This window comes from Streptococcus sp. 29892 (assembly GCF_032594935.1).
Taxonomy (GTDB): Bacteria; Bacillota; Bacilli; order Lactobacillales; family Streptococcaceae; genus Streptococcus; species Streptococcus hyiners.
Genome location: NZ_CP118734.1, coordinates 716393 through 735028 on the forward strand (window position 1 = coordinate 716393; position 18636 = coordinate 735028).

At 42.6% G+C, this 18636-nt stretch carries 18 protein-coding genes; 17 read left to right on the forward strand and 1 reads right to left on the reverse strand.

Annotated features, from left to right (window positions below; translation table 11 throughout):
- The first annotated feature begins 26 nt into the window (after positions 1-26).
- The 14 genes from cdaA (at position 27) to PW220_RS03725 (ending at position 11658) form a co-directional block, all read left to right on the forward strand.
- Entirely contained in the window at positions 27-887 is an 861-nt protein-coding gene (gene cdaA / locus PW220_RS03665) for a diadenylate cyclase CdaA (RefSeq protein ID WP_105113348.1), read from the forward strand.
- Positions 871-1575, forward strand: coding sequence for a CdaR family protein (locus PW220_RS03670; RefSeq protein ID WP_248054535.1), 705 nt, complete (start codon positions 871-873; stop codon positions 1573-1575). The genes cdaA and PW220_RS03670 overlap by 17 nt, the downstream gene beginning before the upstream one ends.
- Positions 1576-1590: 15 nt before the next feature.
- Complete coding sequence (glmM, locus tag PW220_RS03675; protein WP_248054534.1) at positions 1591-2943, forward strand: phosphoglucosamine mutase; 1353 nt, start codon at positions 1591-1593, stop codon at positions 2941-2943.
- A 49-nt stretch (positions 2944-2992) separates the two neighbouring features.
- Positions 2993-4537, forward strand: coding sequence for an ABC-F family ATP-binding cassette domain-containing protein (locus PW220_RS03680; RefSeq protein WP_248054533.1), 1545 nt, complete (start codon positions 2993-2995; stop codon positions 4535-4537).
- A gap of 102 nt (positions 4538-4639) precedes the next feature.
- Positions 4640-4801, forward strand: coding sequence for a hypothetical protein (locus tag PW220_RS10330; protein WP_248054532.1), 162 nt, complete (start codon positions 4640-4642; stop codon positions 4799-4801).
- A gap of 24 nt (positions 4802-4825) precedes the next feature.
- Complete coding sequence (locus tag PW220_RS03685; RefSeq protein ID WP_248054531.1) at positions 4826-5419, forward strand: class I SAM-dependent methyltransferase; 594 nt, start codon at positions 4826-4828, stop codon at positions 5417-5419.
- A gap of 86 nt (positions 5420-5505) precedes the next feature.
- A complete protein-coding gene (locus tag PW220_RS03690; RefSeq protein WP_248054530.1) occupies positions 5506-5880 on the forward strand; it encodes a DUF4825 domain-containing protein in 375 nt (124 codons plus the stop codon).
- Between the two features lie 136 nt (positions 5881-6016).
- The gene (locus PW220_RS03695; RefSeq protein ID WP_248054799.1) at positions 6017-6451 is read left to right on the forward strand and encodes a cupin domain-containing protein; all 435 of its coding nucleotides are present in this window, start codon (positions 6017-6019) and stop codon (positions 6449-6451) included.
- A gap of 1 nt (position 6452) precedes the next feature.
- The gene (locus PW220_RS03700; protein ID WP_248054528.1) at positions 6453-7091 is read left to right on the forward strand and encodes an ABC transporter ATP-binding protein; all 639 of its coding nucleotides are present in this window, start codon (positions 6453-6455) and stop codon (positions 7089-7091) included.
- Complete coding sequence (locus PW220_RS03705) at positions 7088-7849, forward strand: ABC transporter permease (RefSeq protein WP_248054526.1); 762 nt, start codon at positions 7088-7090, stop codon at positions 7847-7849. Before PW220_RS03700 ends, PW220_RS03705 begins: the two co-directional genes overlap by 4 nt.
- 424 nt (positions 7850-8273) lie before the next feature.
- Positions 8274-9674 (forward strand): dipeptidase PepV, encoded by a 1401-nt coding sequence (gene pepV / locus PW220_RS03710; protein WP_248054524.1) that lies wholly within the window; start codon positions 8274-8276, stop codon positions 9672-9674.
- A 40-nt stretch (positions 9675-9714) separates the two neighbouring features.
- On the forward strand, positions 9715-10164 hold the full coding sequence (locus PW220_RS03715; RefSeq protein ID WP_248054523.1) for a GNAT family N-acetyltransferase: 450 nt from the start codon (positions 9715-9717) through the stop codon (positions 10162-10164).
- A 120-nt stretch (positions 10165-10284) separates the two neighbouring features.
- Positions 10285-11058 carry a TPM domain-containing protein gene (locus PW220_RS03720; protein WP_248054521.1) on the forward strand — a complete coding sequence of 258 codons (774 nt, stop codon included), beginning with the start codon at positions 10285-10287 and terminating at the stop codon, positions 11056-11058.
- A gap of 18 nt (positions 11059-11076) precedes the next feature.
- Positions 11077-11658 (forward strand): LemA family protein, encoded by a 582-nt coding sequence (locus PW220_RS03725; protein ID WP_105124228.1) that lies wholly within the window; start codon positions 11077-11079, stop codon positions 11656-11658.
- 32 nt (positions 11659-11690) lie between these two features.
- Here PW220_RS03725 and PW220_RS03730 read toward each other — a convergent pair whose 3' ends face one another.
- Positions 11691-12767: a hypothetical protein gene (locus PW220_RS03730; protein ID WP_248054519.1), complete on the reverse strand. Its 1077-nt coding sequence runs from the start codon at positions 12765-12767 to the stop codon at positions 11691-11693.
- 329 nt (positions 12768-13096) lie between these two features.
- On the opposite strand from PW220_RS03730, the gene PW220_RS03735 reads away from it, so the two are divergent.
- The 3 genes from PW220_RS03735 (at position 13097) to PW220_RS03745 (ending at position 18601) form a co-directional block, all read left to right on the forward strand.
- Positions 13097-16009, forward strand: a complete 2913-nt coding sequence (locus PW220_RS03735) for an LPXTG cell wall anchor domain-containing protein (RefSeq protein WP_316716448.1) — start codon at positions 13097-13099, stop codon at positions 16007-16009.
- A gap of 146 nt (positions 16010-16155) precedes the next feature.
- Positions 16156-17538 (forward strand): glycosyltransferase, encoded by a 1383-nt coding sequence (locus tag PW220_RS03740; protein ID WP_248054515.1) that lies wholly within the window; start codon positions 16156-16158, stop codon positions 17536-17538.
- A 130-nt stretch (positions 17539-17668) separates the two neighbouring features.
- The gene (locus tag PW220_RS03745; RefSeq protein WP_248054513.1) at positions 17669-18601 is read left to right on the forward strand and encodes a glycosyltransferase family 52; all 933 of its coding nucleotides are present in this window, start codon (positions 17669-17671) and stop codon (positions 18599-18601) included.
- Positions 18602-18636 lie beyond the last annotated feature (35 nt).

The following is an 18636-nucleotide window of genomic DNA, read 5'->3' on the forward strand; positions in this document are numbered from 1 at the left end:
TACGAGTTAGGAAGTATGAGAAACCTATGTTAAACTTAAGCCAGTTACTGGATGCTGGGTATTGGTCAAGTCTGATTGCTAGTCCTTGGGTAGCTATCCTACACTTGATTGACATCAGCATCGTTGTTTATTTGATTTATAATTTTAGTAAGGCTATTGCTGGTACGAAGATTATGACCCTCATCCGTGGGGTATTTCTCTTTATCATTGCACAACTTCTTGCTAGTTTATTTGGTTTGCAGACCATTGCCTGGTTGATCAATCAGGTCATTACCTATGGAGTTATCGCAGCAGTTGTGATTTTTGCTCCAGAACTGCGAGCCATGCTTGAAAAGTTAGGGCGGACGACCCATATTTTTTCAGCTAATACGCTCAGTAAGGAAGAAAAGCTCATTGATGCTCTTGTAAAATCTGCAGCCTATATGTCACCGCGTAAAATTGGAGCACTTGTGGCAGTGGAGCAGGCTCAAACCTTGCAAGAATATAGGGCAACGGGTATTTCGTTGAACGCAGATATTTCGCGTGAATTATTGATAAATATATTCATTCCTAATACCCCCTTGCATGATGGAGCAGTTATTATCAAGGATGATAAGGTGGCGGTTTCCTGTGCCTACCTACCCCTGTCTGAAAGTGCAGGTATTTCAAAAGAATTTGGCACTAGGCACCGGGCTGCGATTGGTTTGTCAGAGGTTTCAGATGCCTTTGTTTTCATAGTTTCAGAGGAAACGGGTAGTATTTCCATTGCTCATAATGGTAATTTCAAGCATGATTTGAGCTTGGAGGAATTTGAGGCTGAACTATGGACTATTTTCGGTTCTGACAATCAGGAGAAAAACACATTTTTGAAGCGATTGAGAGGGGGCAAACATGCAAGAAAAATTTAAAGCTGTAGGTCACTTACTTCTCTCATTATTCTTAGCGCTTTTGCTTTTTTTCTATGCGACTACTACCAACTATAAAAATTCAGAAACAGCCGCTCAGAATACGGAGTCAGAAACCTATGTTCATACCTTAAATAATGTACCGATAGATATTGAATACAATACCAGTGAGTACTTTATTTCAGGTTTCTCATCAACAGTGACTGTTGAGTTGAGAGGATCCAATCGAGTGCTTCTGCAACGGGAATCCGATGAATCTACGCGAACTTTTCAAGTTGTCGCAGATTTGAAAGAGATGAAGGCAGGCACCAATATTGTAAAACTCCAATTGGCCAACCTACCAGCAGGGGTAACAGCGACCCTAGCACCAGATGCTATTTCTGTAAAAATAGGTAAGCGTGTCAGTAAGGCTCTACCTGTTGAAGCTAAGGTTTATAGTAACCAGTTAGCAGAAGGTTATAGTCTTTCTAAGGTTTCCGTCAATGTCGATACTGTAAAAGTAACAACGGATGAAGAAACCATGGCTAAGATTGATCGCATCGAGGCAATCGCAGTAGATGTCAGCAATTTATCCGCTAATTATAGTGGGACAGCTAAGTTGCAGGCAGTAGATGGTGATGGCAATGTCTTGCCAGTTGTTTTATCACAAACAGAAGCCAACCTACAAATCATCATAACAAAAACGAAATAAGAGGTAAATTTTAAAATGGGTAAATATTTTGGTACGGACGGTGTCCGTGGAGAAGCAAACGTAGAATTGACGCCGGAATTGGCATTTAAACTAGGTCGTTTTGGTGGCTACGTTCTCAGTCAACATGAAACGGATGTACCTCGTGTCTTTGTGGCGCGTGATACACGTATTTCGGGACAAATGTTGGAAGCTGCCTTGGTAGCTGGACTTTTATCAGCTGGGATTCATGTCTATAAACTAGGAGTGCTTGCGACACCGGGTGTAGCCCACTTGGTAAAAACTGAAAAGGCTAGTGCTGGTGTTATGATTTCAGCCAGCCACAACCCTGCTCAAGATAATGGGATTAAGTTCTTTGCAGGTGACGGCTTCAAGTTGGATGATGCCTTAGAAGCAGAGATTGAAGCTCTCTTGGATGCTGAAGAAGATACGCTACCACGTCCATCTGCACAAGGTTTGGGCGATGTGGTAGATTATCCAGAAGGCTTGCGCAAGTACGAGTCCTTCCTTGTTTCAACAGGTATTCAGCTAGAAGGTATGAAAGTTGCCTTGGATACTGCCAATGGTGCAGCCTCAACTTCAGCCCGTCAAATTTTTGCGGATTTGGGTGCTGATTTGACAGTTATGGCTGAGGATCCAGATGGCTTGAATATCAACGAGGGTGTTGGCTCAACCCATCCTGAACAGTTGCAAGAATTGGTCAAGGAAACAGGAAGCCAAATTGGTCTGGCCTTTGACGGTGACAGTGACCGCTTGATTGCTGTTGATGAAAATGGTGACTTGGTTGATGGCGACCGAATCATGTATATCGTAGGTAAGTACTTGGCCGACAAGGGCTTGCTTGCTAAAAATACCATTGTAACAACGGTTATGTCTAATCTTGGATTCCATAAGGCTTTGGACCGTGAGGGAATTGAAAAAGCTGTGACCGCAGTTGGTGACCGTTACGTGGTGGAGGAAATGCGCAAAGGTGGCTATAATGTCGGCGGTGAGCAGTCTGGACACGTCATTCTCATGGATTATAACACCACAGGTGATGGTCAGTTGACCGCTGTGCAATTGACCAAAATCATGAAAGAAACTGGTAAAACACTTTCTGAATTGGCAGCAGAAGTATCCATTTACCCACAAAAATTGGTCAATATCCGTGTGGAAAACAGCATGAAGGACAAGGCTATGGAAGTGCCTGCTATTGCAGCTATCATTGAAAAAATGGAAGCAGAAATGGCTGGCAATGGTCGTATCTTGGTCCGTCCAAGTGGTACCGAGCCACTCTTGCGTGTCATGGCAGAAGCTCCAACAGATGCTGAAGTCGATTACTACGTGGACACCATTGCTGATGTGGTCCGTGCAGAGATTGGTTTAGATTAAGAAAAAGTCAGAGACTGGAAGGATTTCCAGCCTCTTTTGTGAGGAAAATATGAGTATTTTAGAAGTAAAGAATTTAAGTCATGGTTTTGGTGACCGTGCAATTTTTGAGAATGTTTCCTTCCGTTTGTTGAAGGGGGAGCATATTGGCCTTGTTGGTGCCAATGGTGAAGGGAAATCGACCTTTATGTCCATTGTGACAGGTCAATTGCAGCCAGATGAAGGTAAGGTTGAATGGTCACGTTATGTAACGGCAGGTTATTTAGACCAGCATGCTAAATTAGAAAAGGGTCAATCAGTCCGTGATGTCTTGCGGACAGCCTTCGATGAACTCTTCAAGACAGAAGCTCGTATCAATGACATTTACATGTCTATGGCAGAAGAGGGGGCCGATATGGATGCCCTCATGGAAGAGGTTGGCGAACTGCAGGATCGTCTGGAAAGCCGTGATTTCTATACGCTGGATGCCAAGATTGACGAAGTAGCGCGTGCGCTTGGTGTCATGGACTATGGCATGGACAAGGATGTGACGGAGTTATCAGGGGGACAACGTACTAAAGTTCTTTTGGCAAAATTGCTCTTGGAAAAACCTGATATCTTGCTTCTGGATGAGCCGACCAACTACTTGGATGCTGAACACATCGACTGGCTCAAACGCTACTTGCAGAACTATGAAAATGCCTTTGTCTTGATTTCGCACGATATTCCTTTCTTGAATGATGTGATTAACATTGTCTACCATGTGGAAAATCAACTCTTAACCCGTTACACAGGGGATTATTTCCAGTTCCAAGAAGTTCATGCTATGAAGCGGGCTCAGTTGGAGGCGGCCTATGAGCGCCAGCAGAAGGAAATTGCGGACTTGCAGGACTTCGTTAACCGTAATAAGGCTCGTGTTGCGACACGAAACATGGCCATGTCCCGCCAGAAGAAGTTGGATAAGATGGAGATTATTGAGCTTCAAGCAGAGAAACCAAAGCCATCATTTGATTTCAAAATGGCTCGAACTCCAAGTCGCTTTATCTTCCAAACGACTGATTTGGAAATTGGTTACGACCGTGTCTTGACCCGTAAACCGCTCAATCTGACCTTTGAACGCAACCAGAAGATTGCCATTGTCGGTGCCAACGGTATCGGGAAATCCACTCTTCTTAAAAGTTTGCTGGGGATTATTCCACCGCTCGGTGGTTCTGTGGAGCGTGGGGAGTATCTGGAACTAGGCTATTTCGAGCAAGAAGTAGCTGGTGGCAATCGTCAGACCCCTCTGGAAGCCGTTTGGGATGCCTTCCCAGCCCTTAACCAAGCAGAAGTACGAGCAGCCTTGGCTCGTTGCGGTTTGACTTCCAAACATATCGAAAGCCAAATTCAAGTTCTTTCAGGTGGTGAACAGGCCAAAGTTCGTTTCTGTTTGCTCATGAACCGTGAAAACAATGTCTTGGTTCTTGACGAGCCAACCAACCACTTGGATGTGGATGCCAAGGACGAACTCAAACGCGCCCTTCAAGCCTACAAGGGCTCTATCCTCATGGTCTGCCACGAGCCTGATTTCTATGAAGGATGGGTAGATGATGTCTGGGATTTTAACGACTTGACGTAGACCAAAAGCTATCGAACGATAGCTTTTTCTCTTTCTTTATACTATAATATAAGTATAAAGAAACGAGGTCACACTGATTAGAACTCTTCAGAGGAAGTAAGAATGACAGACTATGTAAACTACAATCAAGAACGTTGGAATCGGGTTTCAGCTAGACAGGGAAATACCTATACAGTTCCGCTCAGTCATGAGGAATTTCTTGTTGCCAAAGATAAGCCTTTATCCGTTTCTTTGACGGTTGGAAAGACCGTTCCACTTGACTGATTTGAAAAAACCCAAGGCAAGAAATTGCTGGGACTAGCCTGTGGTGGCGGGCAACAGGGACCAATCTTTGTGGCTCACGGTTACCAAACGACCATTATGGATTTTTCCAAGGAACAGCTGGACAAGGATCGTTTGGTTGCGGAACGAGAAAACTTGGCCTTGCAGACGGTGCAGGCAGATATGACACAGCCTTTTCCTTTTGAAGACGAGAGTTTTGATATCATTTTTTGCCCCGTTTCAAATGTCTATATTGAAGACCTGACAACGATGTGGCAGGAATCCTATCGGGTTTTGAAAAAAGGTGGTTTGCTCATGGTGGGTTACATGAACCCTTGGATTTACATATTTGACGGGGACGATGTTTGGGATCGTCCAGAAAAGACCTTGGTTCCTAAATATAGCCTGCCTTTCAATTCACGGAAATTAGAAGAAGCAGGACAAATCACGATTAATCCAGAATATGGCTATGAATTTAGCCATACCTTAGAAGAACAAATTGCTGGACAATTACGAGCTGGTTTTGCCATGATTGATTTTTATGAATCCAAAGACAGCCGTAATTGCCTGTCCCAATTTGGTGCAGATTATCTGGCTAATTTATCTGTAAAGTGGCAATAGTTATTTTGGTTAAGTCTTGCTTTCTTTGGATTTTTTTGTAGAATATATCTATATAATAAAAAATGGAGGAGCGTCACATGAGAGGTATGCGATTATTTGTTTTTCTAGTAGCTGGCTTATCTATCTTCAGCTTAACAGCTTGCCAGTCCACGGCTAAAGATAGTGGTGAATCGATTGAAGACTATCGAACAGAGTATGTCGGTGACAATAACAAGGTAGTTAAAATTGCCAGTTTGCAAGATTATCCAATGGCTTATCAGTATGACCATATAGAGATCCAGTCTGATGAAAGACCTTATGGATTGAGTGTTTTTCTAAAGGTTTCAACCCCTTCTGTTTCTGCTGAGCAAGCATTGGAGAAGAATCGTGATTCGTTTTTTGAGTTAATCGCCAACCTTGATCGGCTAACCTTTGTGGACGCGGACACCGAAGAAGAAATTATTTCTTATACTAGAGATTGACCAGCCAGTTTGCTGGTCTTTTTTTAAATTTATCTGAAAATTATAATGTTTCTAAAAAAGCTTGACAAGTGTATTAAAAGGAGTATAATTAGAATTGTTCTAAAGAAAGTTTGGAATAATTCTAATTTAGAGGTAAATAACTATGACAACTAAAGACTATGGAAAAGCACCATTTGTAACCAATATCGAAACAGCAACGCTTGAAAATACCAACTACCGCACAGCCCTCTGGACAGGAGAGCTTTTACAAGTTACCCTTATGTCCATCCCAGTTGGCGGCGACATCGGAGCGGAAGTACACAACGAAAACGATCAATTCCTCCGCATTGAGCAAGGCCACGGCCGTGTTATTATGGGAGAGTCCGAAGATAAGATTATACTTGATACTGAAGTTGGACCGGAAGATGCTATTTTGATTCCAAACGGTGCCTACCACAATGTCATTAACATCGGTCAAGAAGACCTTAAAATCTATTCTATTTATGGACCTGCTCATCACGCTCACGGGACAGTTCATGAAACACAGGCTATCGCTATCGCTGCTGAAGAAGCAGAAGAGCATGGTCATTAAGATGAACATTTTTCAACTTGAATCTGTCGGCTTATCGGATAATGATAAGTCGATTTTAACTGATGTCAGCTTTACCGTTGCAGCCGGCGAGCGACTAACCCTGGTTGGACCTTCGGGCAGTGGCAAAAGCTCTATCCTAAAACTCTTGGCAGGTTTAACATCCACGACAAGTGGGACCAATTTCTTTCAGGGGCGGGACATAGCAGAGCTGGATATGCCGATTTATAGGAGGGAAGTTTCCTACTGTTTTCAACAGCCAGTTCTCTTTGGGCAGACCGTCCAAGATAATCTCCAGTTTCCATTTACCATTCGTCAGTTAGCATTTGACCAAACCAAAGCCCTCACAGCTTTAGAATCCGTACATCTAGCACCAGAATTTTTAAGCAAAAAAATCACAGAATTATCAGGAGGAGAAAAGCAGCGAGTTGCCCTCATCCGCAATCTGCTCTTTGAACCCAAGGTCTTACTCTTGGACGAAATCTCTGCGGGATTGGACTCTGAAACCAAGGCCATTGTCAACAAGCTCTTGGCAGATTATCAAGCCGCAGGAAATACCCTGATTGAAGTCACTCATGACCAGTCAGAGATTGATGTAGCCCAAAAGATTCTGAGAATAGATGGAGGTCGAGTGCAAGTATGAATGTTTCAGTAGATAATTTCTCCCTAGCCCTTGTTTTCGGACTAGTCTTGGTAGCAATTAGCATCAGTCAGAAGGAAAACTTGGGCTTGACCAAGGATATTTTCATGGCTGTTGTCAGAACTGTCCTTCAGCTGATTTTTGTCGGCTACATTCTCAAGTTTATCTTCCAAGCCTCAAATGTCTTTCTCAGCATGGCAATGGTTTTGATTATTCTTTATAATGCCAGTGTACAAGCAAATAAACGCAATCCAAACAAGAACAAAAAGCTGATTTATCCTTTTCTTGCTTTACTCACTTCCACCAGTATCACTTTAGGATTATTACTGTTATCAGGTGCCATCCAATTAATACCTTCTCAAGTCATTCCAATTTCAGGGATGTTGGCTAGTAATGCAATGACAGCAATCGGTCTATCCTATCGAGCTATGTACCGGTCCTTTACTGATAACCGCCAACAGGTGTTGGAAAAATTAGGTCTGGGTGCAACTGTCAAACTGGCTTCACAGGATATTTTGCGCGAGGCTATTAAAACAGGTATGCAGCCTACCATTGACTCAGCCAAGACAGTCGGTCTGGTCAGCCTGCCTGGCATGATGTCAGGGCTAATATTTGCAGGAGTTGATCCAGTCCATGCCATCCGCTATCAGATTATGGTTATGTTCATGTTGCTGTCTGCAACCAGTCTGGCCTCTGTAATTGCCTCCTACTCAGCCTACAAAACCTATTTCACCGACAAGGCCCAGTTGGAGTTTGAATAAATTTGAGTGACCTTTCTATTTGATAGGTCATTTTTTACGAGATAAGTCAGAAAAAATATGATAAAATAGACTTACTTTGATATAGTCTTTTGGTTTACTTTTATTACTAGCTTCAAAGGTTCGGGGAACCTTTGAAGGTCGGAGATGAGACAAACGAAGTTTGTGTCAACAGCCGCAGGCATAACTCAATGCTTTCTTGTTTCTAGGCATTGACTTGAAACAGTCTCCCAGATTGCTTGCACAGTCAATGGACTGTGCAAGGTGGGAGATAATACTTGCAAAGCAAGTCACTTTTACAAAATCAGGCAAGGTGAGTTCAAACACTCCAGTGGAGTGTTTGAAGTTGGAAATAAGGAAACGACGTTTCCTCGCTCGTCGAAGTAATAAAAGATAAACCAAATGACGATACTGAAAAGGAGAAAATATGACAGTAGATTTTAGAGCAGAGTTTGACAAACGCAAGGACGAGTTTCTAGCGGACCTCTTTGACCTCCTCCGCATCAATTCTGAGCGTGACGACAGCCAGGCCGATGCCCAGCACCCATTTGGACCTGGCCCAGTGCGTGCCTTGGATAAGTTTTTAGAAATCGCTCAGCGTGATGGCTATCCAACCAAGAACGTTGACAACTACGCAGGTCACTTTGAATTCGGCGAGGGCGATGAAGTCCTCGGTATCTTTGGGCACTTGGACGTGGTTCCTGCTGGAAGTGGTTGGAACACCGACCCTTACGAGCCGCAAATCATTGACGGTAAGCTCTTTGCCCGCGGATCCTCCGACGACAAGGGACCGACCATGGCTTGCTATTACGGCTTGAAAATCATCAAGGAGTTGGGCCTTCCGACATCTAAAAAAGTCCGCTTCATCGTCGGTACTGATGAGGAGTCAGGCTGGGCGGACATGGATTACTACTTTGAGCACGTCGGCCTACCATTGCCAGACTTCGGCTTCTCGCCTGATGCTGAGTTCCCGATTATCAACGGCGAAAAGGGCAATATCACAGCTTATCTTCATTTTGCGGGGGAAAATAGCGGAGCTGCTAAACTGCATTCCTTCACAGGCGGTTTGCGTGAGAACATGGTGCCTGAATCTGCGACAGCTATTATCTCTGGCGACCTAGCAGATCTGGACAGCAAGTTGGCAGACTTCACAGCAGCCTATGGCCTAAAAGCTGACGCGAAAACCCTTGAAAATGGTCAAGTTCAAGTGACCGTCATCGGAAAATCAGCCCACGGTTCAACCCCAGAAGAAGGTGTCAACGGAGCAACCTATTTGGCAAAATTCCTCAGCCAATTTGCCTTTGACGGAGCAGCCAAAGCCTATCTTGACTTGGCAGGACAAGTCCTTCTAGAAGACCATGATGCTAAAAAACTCGGCGTAGCCATCTACGACGATCAGATGGGTGCCCTTTCTATGAACGCTGGTGTCTTCAAATTTGACGAAACTTCATCAGACAATACCATTGCCCTCAACTTCCGTTATCCAAAAAATACCAACCCTGAAACCATCAAGGCTGGTTTGGAAAAACTGGGTGTAGAAGCTGTCAGCCTATCAGCGCATGGTCATACTCCACACTATTGCCCAATCGACGACCCAATGGTCGCAACCCTCTTGTCTGTCTATGAAAAACACACAGGCTTGAAAGGTCATGAACAAGTGATCGGTGGCGGAACATTCGGACGCTTGCTCAAACGCGGGGTTGCCTACGGAGCTATGTTCCCAGGAGATGTCAACACAATGCACCAAGCCAACGAATTTATTGAAGTTGAGCAACTTTACCGTGCAGCTGCCATTTATGCAGAAGCTATCTACGAACTCATTAAGTAATACATGAAGACGGGGATACCCGTCTTTTTTAGGAGGAAGAATGAAACTGAAAGAACTTTGCTTTTCAGATATGGAAATGGTCAAACAGCTCTTTTTATCTGTATTTAGCCAGGAACCATGGAACGACGATTGGTCAGATGAGGAACAATTAGACCGCTACATAGGCGATTTACTGGCACATCCAAGAGCCCTCTGTTTTGGCTTGTTTGACCAGGGAAAATTGCTAGGTCTATCACTTGGCCACATCCGCTATTGGTATGAAGGAACAGAGTATCGAATTGAAGAGTTCTGCATTTCCCATGATTACCAAGGGCAAGGACATGGTGCTAGTTTTCTAGCGAACATAGAGAAGCAGTTAGTTGATAGAAAAATTGTTCATATTCTTCTGCAAACCGAACGCAACCTTCCGGCATATTTTTTCTACAAAAAATGCGGTTTCCGAGCCTTAGAAGAAGATGTGACCATGTATAAGAAAGTTGGTTTTTCATAGAGCAAGAAGCCAATCAAGAGCAGCAATTTATCAAAAATAATTCAGCAATCCCTTGAAAAATAAAGTAAAAATGATACAATAATATAAAGATGTTGTTTCTACCTTCAGAGGAGGTGCCGTATGAAAAAATATCTGTTCTATTTATTAGGGTTCTTGCTTTTACTCTTCAGCCTAGGTCAGCCTAGTCTGGTAGGAGCTGAGGGAATTCCAGCCCGTCCAATTGATACGACGGTGGTTGATGAAACCCAGCTTCTTTCTAGTGAAACCATTGCCAGCATTGACCAGCTCAATCAGGCCTGGGCAGCTAGCGAGCAACAACTGCAGGTTGGGGTCTATGTGACGGAAAGTCTTTCAAGGGATATTGAAAGTCTGGCAAATGAAACCTTCCGTGACTGGCAGGTCGGCTTTGCTGGAACAGACAATGGTATTCTCTTGGTGATTGCCATAGCCGACAGGGAGTTTCGGATAGAAACCTCCGACAATGCTGCAACGGTGTTGACAGATGTGGAAGCCAAGGATATTCTGGAAAGTGCTAGGGAGTTTTTCCGTCAGGAAGATTATGATGGAGGAGTGACCTATATTGTCCAATCCATCGGAGATCGCTTCTACGGGACTAGTCTGGGTCAAGAACAGCTGGCTGCAATGGAAGAAAGGACCAGTGCAGAAAGTGACAGCTTTGTATGGTTTATGATTGTTATTCTCGTTGTCATTATCTTTATGATTATTGATAAATCCAGCCGAGGTGGCGGAGGTCCGGGCAATCTGCTTTGGATGTTGGTAGATGACCACCATCATTACCACAACAATCATTCTTCCCATTCTTCATCATCCTATGGTGGAGGTGGTTGGTCTGGCGGCGGTGGTGGCGGTGGCGGAGCCTCATCTGGTTGGTAAGAAAAGAAAGGAAAGTCTATGAAAAAGAAATGGTTAGCCATACTAATCCCGGTTTTCGCTCTGCTATTTTTAGGAATGGGAGCAGTCGGTCAATACAATGGGCTGGTCGATAGCCATGCAGAAGTGGAAAATGCCCAGGCTAATGTGGATACCCAGCTTCAACGGCGCTATGATCTGATACCGAATGTCGTGGCAGCAGTTAAGGGAGCCATGGAGCATGAGGAAGAGATTTTCACTGCCATAGCGGATGCGCGTGCGAAAATCGGCTCTAGCCAAGTGGGAACCAGCGACTACAATCAAGCACAAAGTCAGCTGGATTCGGCTGTTTCACGTTTGCTGATGGTGACGGAAAATTATCCGCAATTAACAGCCAATCAACAGGTATCTGACCTCATTACCGAGCTAGAGGGGACTGAAAATCGGATTTTGGTTGCCCGCAAGGATTATAATGCGGTGGCAACTGCCTACAATAAAAAAATCAAACGATTCCCGACTTCCCTCTATGCCAACCTATTTGGCTATGAAAAAGTCGACCTGTTCCAAGCTAGCAACGATGCGGCGACAACAGTGCCAAGTGTGGATTTACAGGATAAAGAATAAAGAACTCGGCTCCCTGAGCCGAGTTCTTTATTTTATGGATTGTTCCAAACTCCAGAAACGTAGTCTTCTGACAGAGTGGTCTGGCTGATAATGCTCTTAGCCTCTGTATCATAGATAAGGAGTTGATTTGCTAGAATAATCATTAAGCGTTTGTCATCAATTTGACGGATATGGTCGATGTAATGAGGACGAGGATTTAAGTCCTTCAAAGTATGGTAGGATTGCTCGCCAGTTTGGGTATTGTAAATAGTAAAGGAAAGTGGGCTAAACATGCCATTTTGGTGCTCGATGAGAAGAAGGTTTTCGTCTTTGAGAGCATGGAGTGTGCTTGGTGAGGGGTGTTCTAAAGTTACTGACGAAAATGTTTTTGTTTTTGTATCAAAGGTTAGGAGTTCGGATGACTGTTCAATGTCCTCATACTCACTTGTTTTTTTCCCTAAATTTGGGAGATAGATGGTTCCATTGACCAAAAGCCCTTCTCCTGTGGCAATGGTATTGTCGTACTTAAATACCTCTTGCTTTGAAAAATCTTTCTTATCAAAAACCACTAAGACATTTTCTTCGGGTCCTTCTTGGGTAAAATCTTTCACAAAACCAGTTAAATAGACTGACGTTTGGTCCACCATGACAGGAGCGCTAGGTATAAAGTCATCATTTAAAACGAAGGTTTGACGTGTTTCAAACTGTTTATCAAATTGCGCCAAAGTATGAAAGGGCCCCGCTGTATAAAAGTCTAGTCCATCTGTACCACTGATATAGCTACTATACTGACTTGGCTTTCGCAAGACAGTGCCAGTATTGAAATCGATGGATATCAGATTGTCGTTAATGAATTTTTGCTGATCGTTGGCAAAGACTAGATACCGATTGTCTAGGACATAATTTTCACCTGAGCCAAAATAGCCTTCCGAACTCATCTTTTGTGTATGAAGGAGTTGAGGTTCTTGGCCATTTAGTTGAAAGGCTTCGACCTTACCGGGATAAACCAAGTAGAAATCCGCATTCTCAGTCAAACTTATTTTGTTGTGCTGGTAGGCGTAGAGTTTCCAGCCGATAAAGGGAAAAACTAGACAGGATAGAAGTGCAATACAGATGATGATTTTTTTCATGGGAAGACCTCCTCTCTATTTTTAGTATATCCTAAATAGTAAATAAAATCAATTGTTTATGTGTTAATATAATCAAAAACTTGAAATGGAGATGGAGCATTATAAAATATGGATTTTCTTTTATAATATAGGACAATAATCTTGAAAAATGAGAAGAATTATGCTAGCATATAAAAATAGATATCTATTCTTAAATATTTTTTAGATATGATTATTATTCATTTAGCTGTAAGTGATTCTAATTTGCTAGGATTAAATTTTCGAGGTAATTTACAATGAATAGGAAATATATTTTTTCTAAAATCGCAGAAGCTGAAGGTAGGCAACGAATGATAAAAACTAAAGCCTATGGTTTGGTTTCGACAATTACACTTGCTGGTGCTTTGGGACTTATGACTATTCCGAGTGTTGAAGCTGCGGAAATCAAAACAGGTCTTCAGACTACCCCAATCCGACGTGCTGCGTCAGATTCACTTTCAGATGAGCAGAAATCTCATGTCATCCCAGGACAAATTACTGATGTACCGATGTCATGGATCAATAGCGAGACAGGAAATGTGGAATGGATTACAGATTTTGTTTTAGTGTATGAAAAAACAGGAAAATGTAGTGCCATACCATCTGATGAAATTCAGATACCAGAAACTCCAAGTTCAGACACACCGGTGCCACCAAGTAGTGATACACCGGAAACTCCAAGTTCAGACACACCGGTGCCACCAAGTAGTGATACACCGGAAACTCCAAGTTCAGACACACCGGTGCCACCAAGTAGTGATACACCGGAAACTCCAAGTTCAGACACACCGGTGCCACCAAGTAGTGGTACACCGGGAACTCCAGGTTCAGACACACCGAAAACTCCAAGTTCTCTAGCTCCGTCTAGTCCTATCCAAAAGGTAATACAAAAAGTCTTGCCAAATACTGGTGTAAAACAGGCTACAACTCTAATTGTAGTAGGTGTTGGTTTGGCTACCTTTGCTGGTTACTTGATGTTTAGGAATAAACGTACAGGTAAAACTGTTGCTGTAGCTTTATTGGTTGCTACTGGGGCTGGGTTTAGCTCAGCTGCTTTAGCAGAATCAGTTGGCTTTTTAGATATTGTTCAACAAATTGAAATCAAATTGGATGAAAGATTCCAACACACTGCTGAAGAAAGCGAATGTTGGAAGTATGTAGGTTACATACCAGTTATAGCTGAGGAATCCGTAAAAGAGTCCAATAAAACAGGTAATGTCAATGTTAAATATGTTGATACCGAAGGTAAGGAAATCAAAGACCTGTACAACTTAGTAGTGGAGGGTAAGGTTTCAACGACTAAGACAACGACAACGACTGTAGATGGAGTATCAAGCTCTACAGAAGAAACAGTTGCTTCAGGATTGACCTATGATGCAACAACTCAGAAACCAACAACTATTACTTTTGATGGTAAGGTTTATGAATTCGTTCAAGTCAAAGACGGGGATGTAGAACAAGGTCTCGTTACAGAGGGTACTACAACAGTCACATATATCTACCGCCATGCTCCACAAATTACAGAAGCTGTCACAGAAACAACTAAAACAGGTAATGTCAATGTTAAATATGTGGATACCGAAGGTAATGAAATCAAAGACCTGTACAAACTAGTAGAGAATGGTTTGGTTTCAACGACTAAGACAACGATAACCACTGTAGATGGAGTACCAAGTTCTAAAGAAGAAACAGTTGCTTCAGGATTGACCTATGATGCAACAACTCAGAAACCAACAACTATTACTTTTGATGGTAAGGTTTATGAATTCGTTCAAGTCAAAGACGGGGATGTAGAACAAGGTCTCGTTACAGAGGGGACTACAACAGTCACATATATCTACCGCCATGTACCACAAATTACAGAAGCTGTCACAGAAACAACTAAAACAGGTAATGTCAATGTTAAATATGTGGATACCGAAGGTAATGAAATCAAAGACCTGTACAAACTAGTAGAGGAAGGTTTGGTTTCAACGACTAAGACAACGACAACGACTGTAGATGGAGTATCAAGCTCTACAGAAGAAACAGTTGCTTCAGGATTGACCTATGATGCAACAACTCAGAAACCAACAACTATTACTTTTGATGGTAAGGTTTATGAATTCGTTCAAGTCAAAGCTGGCGATGTAGAACAAGGTCTCGTTACAGAGGGGACTACAACAGTCACATATATCTACCGCCATGTACCACAAATTACAGAAGCTGTCACAGAAACAACTACGACAGGTAATGTCAATGTTAAATATGTAGATACCGAAGGTAAGGAAATCAAAGACCTGTACAAACTAGTAGAGAATGGTTTGGTTTCAACGACTAGGACAACGACAACCACTGTAGATGGAGTACCAAGTTCTAAAGAAGAGACAGTTGCTTCAGGATTGACCTATGATGCAACAACTCAGAAACCAACAACTATTACTTTTGATGGTAAGGTTTATGAATTCGTTCAAGTCAAAGCTGGCGATGTAGAACAAGGTCTCGTTACAGAGGGTACTACAACCATTACCTATATTTATAAAGTTGCTCCAAACACGACTGAAACTATCTCTACACCAATAACTGGTACCGTTAAGACCCGTTATGTTGATGCGGATACCGGGGAAGAGATTGTTTCCGGTTCTACCATTGTGGATAATGGTGTCGTAGCTAATAAGGTCACAACAATCGTCCGCAATGCAGCGGGAGAGGTGGTATCAGAGACGACTGAAAGAGTCCCAACTGGTCTGACTTACGATACCACAGCTGATAAAACTGCGAAAAATGCAGAGATCGCTTTGATCCGTCTTCCTGTTTTAGAAATGATTGACCATAATGGTAATCTCGTTACTCCGGATGCGGATGGATATGTGACTGTAACGGAAACTAAAACATGGGGTGAAAGCCAAATAACAACTTCAGACTATCAAACGGTCTATGATTTTGTGGAATACCATTATAAGAATAATATGAACCTAACGAAATTTTCTATAAAGAGTCTTGTTATTACTCCTGAAGGGGATCGCTATTCTGCTACTGCTGTCGTTGAATACACATATTATATAGGCAACAAAACAGTTGGTTATACTTTTGTCAGTGTGGATGAGGCCGAGGAAGGTGCTGTGGAAGAAGGAACTAAGACTATCACCTACAAATACCGTCGTCAAGCCTATGAGGCAGAAGCAACAACCGCAATAGCGATGACTATTCAACCAGCTGAAATGACGACCTCGCTACCAGATTAGTATTAGACTAAGTGATCCAGACATGACTATATAAGCGAACAGGACTGCCTTCTGTTAATAGAGGTGGAAACTTGTTCGCTTTTTCTACAGTAAATGAAAAATAGAAAGACGGTGAAGCTATGACAGTCTATACCCTTAGGCGATTCATGTCGCCTAAAATATTCGGTTACGAATCTACCCAAACCTACCGACATGCAGTATTGAGGAAGCATGGAATCGCCAATAAATTTTTAGTAACCACCCCTTTTGTATTAGAGCATGACTACCAACGTTTACGTGTCATGGGCTTTGAACCAGAGGATGTTATTAACCTTCCAGGTACCTATTCAGATATGGATACTACTACCTTTACTTATACACTTGAAGCCTTTGAGAAAACATTGGAAGTAGGTGCCCAGCTATTAAAAGAAGGCCCACAATACAGAATCTACAAGGTAGCGAATGGATTCATTGACGTTGATACCAATCTAGATGGTTTTGTAGTTGGTATCTTGCATCGCAACGCCAACTTAGAAATTGTTTCGACAACCTTTTGTTCTCAAGGTCCGTACTATACTGCGTATGGAAATGACGAGCAATCCTTTGAGTATTATAATCGAGATGGTTCTATCGCGATCTCTGGCTACTATCAAGGTCCTAAGGAGTATCCAGTGGTCTCCTATTATTTGGATGAAGAGGAGTTCAAAGAAGAGGACTTGGTGATACGTTATCTGGATGAGCATGGGGCCGAGAAGGATGTTATCATCAAAGATCAGTTGCAATCTCACTTTCCTGGTCTGATAGCTTACGCTGAGGAGAGAGGGATGATTTTCCGAGATGTCCTACACTATAATCATTATCATGGACTAGAACACAACAAAAACTATCAAACCGTTCTTCCGAACAAGCTATTGACGGCTAGTCCTTATCTCAATCAGAGACTGGTAGAAGAGGGATATGATGCCACATTTATCCATCCGGTAGGTGTAGCAGTTGCTTCTCATCCTCCAATGGGATTATCCTCTAATAAGGTATTCCTTTCAAGCCACTTTAACAGAATTAAGCGGGTTGATATGGCTATTGAGGCTTTTCGTCAGGTACCGGAGTTAGAGTTGCACATCTACGGAGGGATGGCGAATGAAGTTGAAAAGTTTAGGAAAACTCATCCGATCCCTGACAATGTGATCTTGAAAGGTTTTGTGGATACAGCCCTTATCCCCCGCCATAGTTTTACAGCTTACCTCTCTTGCTCTATCAGTGAGATGTATGCCAATGCCATGGTCGAAAGCTTGGGGGTCGGCTTGATTCCCATTCTTTCTAAGGTTGACTTTGGTCACAACCAAGTTTTGGACAAACTTGACTACGGTACAGGTTTTGAAACCGTTGAGGAGTTGGTGGAGGTTTTGAGAAAGCTTGTCGCATGGCCGACGGATTATCGCAAGCAAGTTTCAGAAAAGGTGCTAGAGATCGCTCAAGAGTTTTCTCATGATGAGGCTGAAAGTGCCCTCCTCAACTGGCTAAAATCGGTCGGCTCTAGAGATGTAGAGTAAAACCTCTTTCTTTGAGAGAAGCTCAATGCTGTTATGGTTCGATGTCTTCTCTTCTTGATGTGAGCTTTTAGGAAGACTAGCACAAAGAAAGGAATTTTGAGGAAAAATAGATGATAAATGAGGAATACCATTGAGAAATTTAATCTTTTGCCAAACTCCTTTTCAGCTAAAGGTTGCATTGGCAATCATGCAGTTAAATTTAGAGGATACCTGGGAATTGGTAATTTTAAAGAGTCAGCTAGTCGAAACCAAGTGGCCCCCTTTGTTGGAGCAGCTCCCACCGAGTGTTCAGCTACACTTACTTGACCACAGTATTGATGAGACCTTATATCAAGGAATTTCTTCTCTGCCATCGGAAATCGACTATCTCTACGTAGCCTCGCTTGATTCCGTACCGGCTTCTATCTATCTAGAATTTCACCCGGATACCAAGATAAAAACCTTTGATGATGGGACGGCTTCTATTTTAAAAAATGGAGTTTTTGGAACTCCTGGTCAATACAAGACTTTCCAGCACTTGCACCCATCTTGGGATCAAGAGCGCATAAAGGCTTCGTCCCTAGAACATTATACTGTATTTGATGTTCCAAGCATTATCCCTGCACCAGTGGTTACCAGATTATCACTCCCCTTTGAAATGGAGGCTGGAAGTGATGTGAAAAAGCCCTTGGCTCGTGTTTTTATTGGTCAAGAAATACAAGATTCTAGGATGGATACTGCCAATTATACGCAAGCAGTGTGTATACAGTTGGGTATTGATTACTATTTAAAGCATCCTAGAAAACCAATAGATATTAGCTATGTAAATCAAGTAGAAACAGACCTACTAGCAGAAGATTTTGTATTTCGCTTATTAGCTAAGTATGAATGTGTGGAAGTCTACCATTACTATTCCACCACAGCCTTATTGTTAAAAGATCTACCAAATGTGAAAGTGCGAGGGATCATGGTATCGAGCGTAAAGAAATTGCAGGATGAACTGGCAACTTTTGGGCTAAAATTTAACAAGCTTGCCTATTATGCTTCGCAAGTAAAAGAGCATAAGAATCATAATGAAGATTGAACCACTAAGACCATTAGAACAAGTTTTATAGTAGA

Bases quoted from the DNA above. Each gene is read 5' to 3' on its own strand.
- cdaA (WP_105113348.1), top strand. From the start codon at position 27: ATGTTAAACTTAAGCCAGTTACTGGATGCTGGGTATTGGTCAAGTCTG.
- PW220_RS03670 (WP_248054535.1), top strand. From the start codon at position 871: ATGCAAGAAAAATTTAAAGCTGTAGGTCACTTACTTCTCTCATTATTC.
- glmM (WP_248054534.1), top strand. From the start codon at position 1,591: ATGGGTAAATATTTTGGTACGGACGGTGTCCGTGGAGAAGCAAACGTA.
- PW220_RS03680 (WP_248054533.1), top strand. From the start codon at position 2,993: ATGAGTATTTTAGAAGTAAAGAATTTAAGTCATGGTTTTGGTGACCGT.
- PW220_RS10330 (WP_248054532.1), top strand. From the start codon at position 4,640: ATGACAGACTATGTAAACTACAATCAAGAACGTTGGAATCGGGTTTCA.
- PW220_RS03690 (WP_248054530.1), top strand. From the start codon at position 5,506: ATGCGATTATTTGTTTTTCTAGTAGCTGGCTTATCTATCTTCAGCTTA.
- PW220_RS03700 (WP_248054528.1), top strand. From the start codon at position 6,453: ATGAACATTTTTCAACTTGAATCTGTCGGCTTATCGGATAATGATAAG.
- PW220_RS03705 (WP_248054526.1), top strand. From the start codon at position 7,088: ATGAATGTTTCAGTAGATAATTTCTCCCTAGCCCTTGTTTTCGGACTA.
- pepV (WP_248054524.1), top strand. From the start codon at position 8,274: ATGACAGTAGATTTTAGAGCAGAGTTTGACAAACGCAAGGACGAGTTT.
- PW220_RS03715 (WP_248054523.1), top strand. From the start codon at position 9,715: ATGAAACTGAAAGAACTTTGCTTTTCAGATATGGAAATGGTCAAACAG.
- PW220_RS03720 (WP_248054521.1), top strand. From the start codon at position 10,285: ATGAAAAAATATCTGTTCTATTTATTAGGGTTCTTGCTTTTACTCTTC.
- PW220_RS03725 (WP_105124228.1), top strand. From the start codon at position 11,077: ATGAAAAAGAAATGGTTAGCCATACTAATCCCGGTTTTCGCTCTGCTA.
- PW220_RS03730 (WP_248054519.1), bottom strand. From the start codon at position 12,767: ATGAAAAAAATCATCATCTGTATTGCACTTCTATCCTGTCTAGTTTTT.
- PW220_RS03735 (WP_316716448.1), top strand. From the start codon at position 13,097: ATGATAAAAACTAAAGCCTATGGTTTGGTTTCGACAATTACACTTGCT.
- PW220_RS03740 (WP_248054515.1), top strand. From the start codon at position 16,156: ATGTCGCCTAAAATATTCGGTTACGAATCTACCCAAACCTACCGACAT.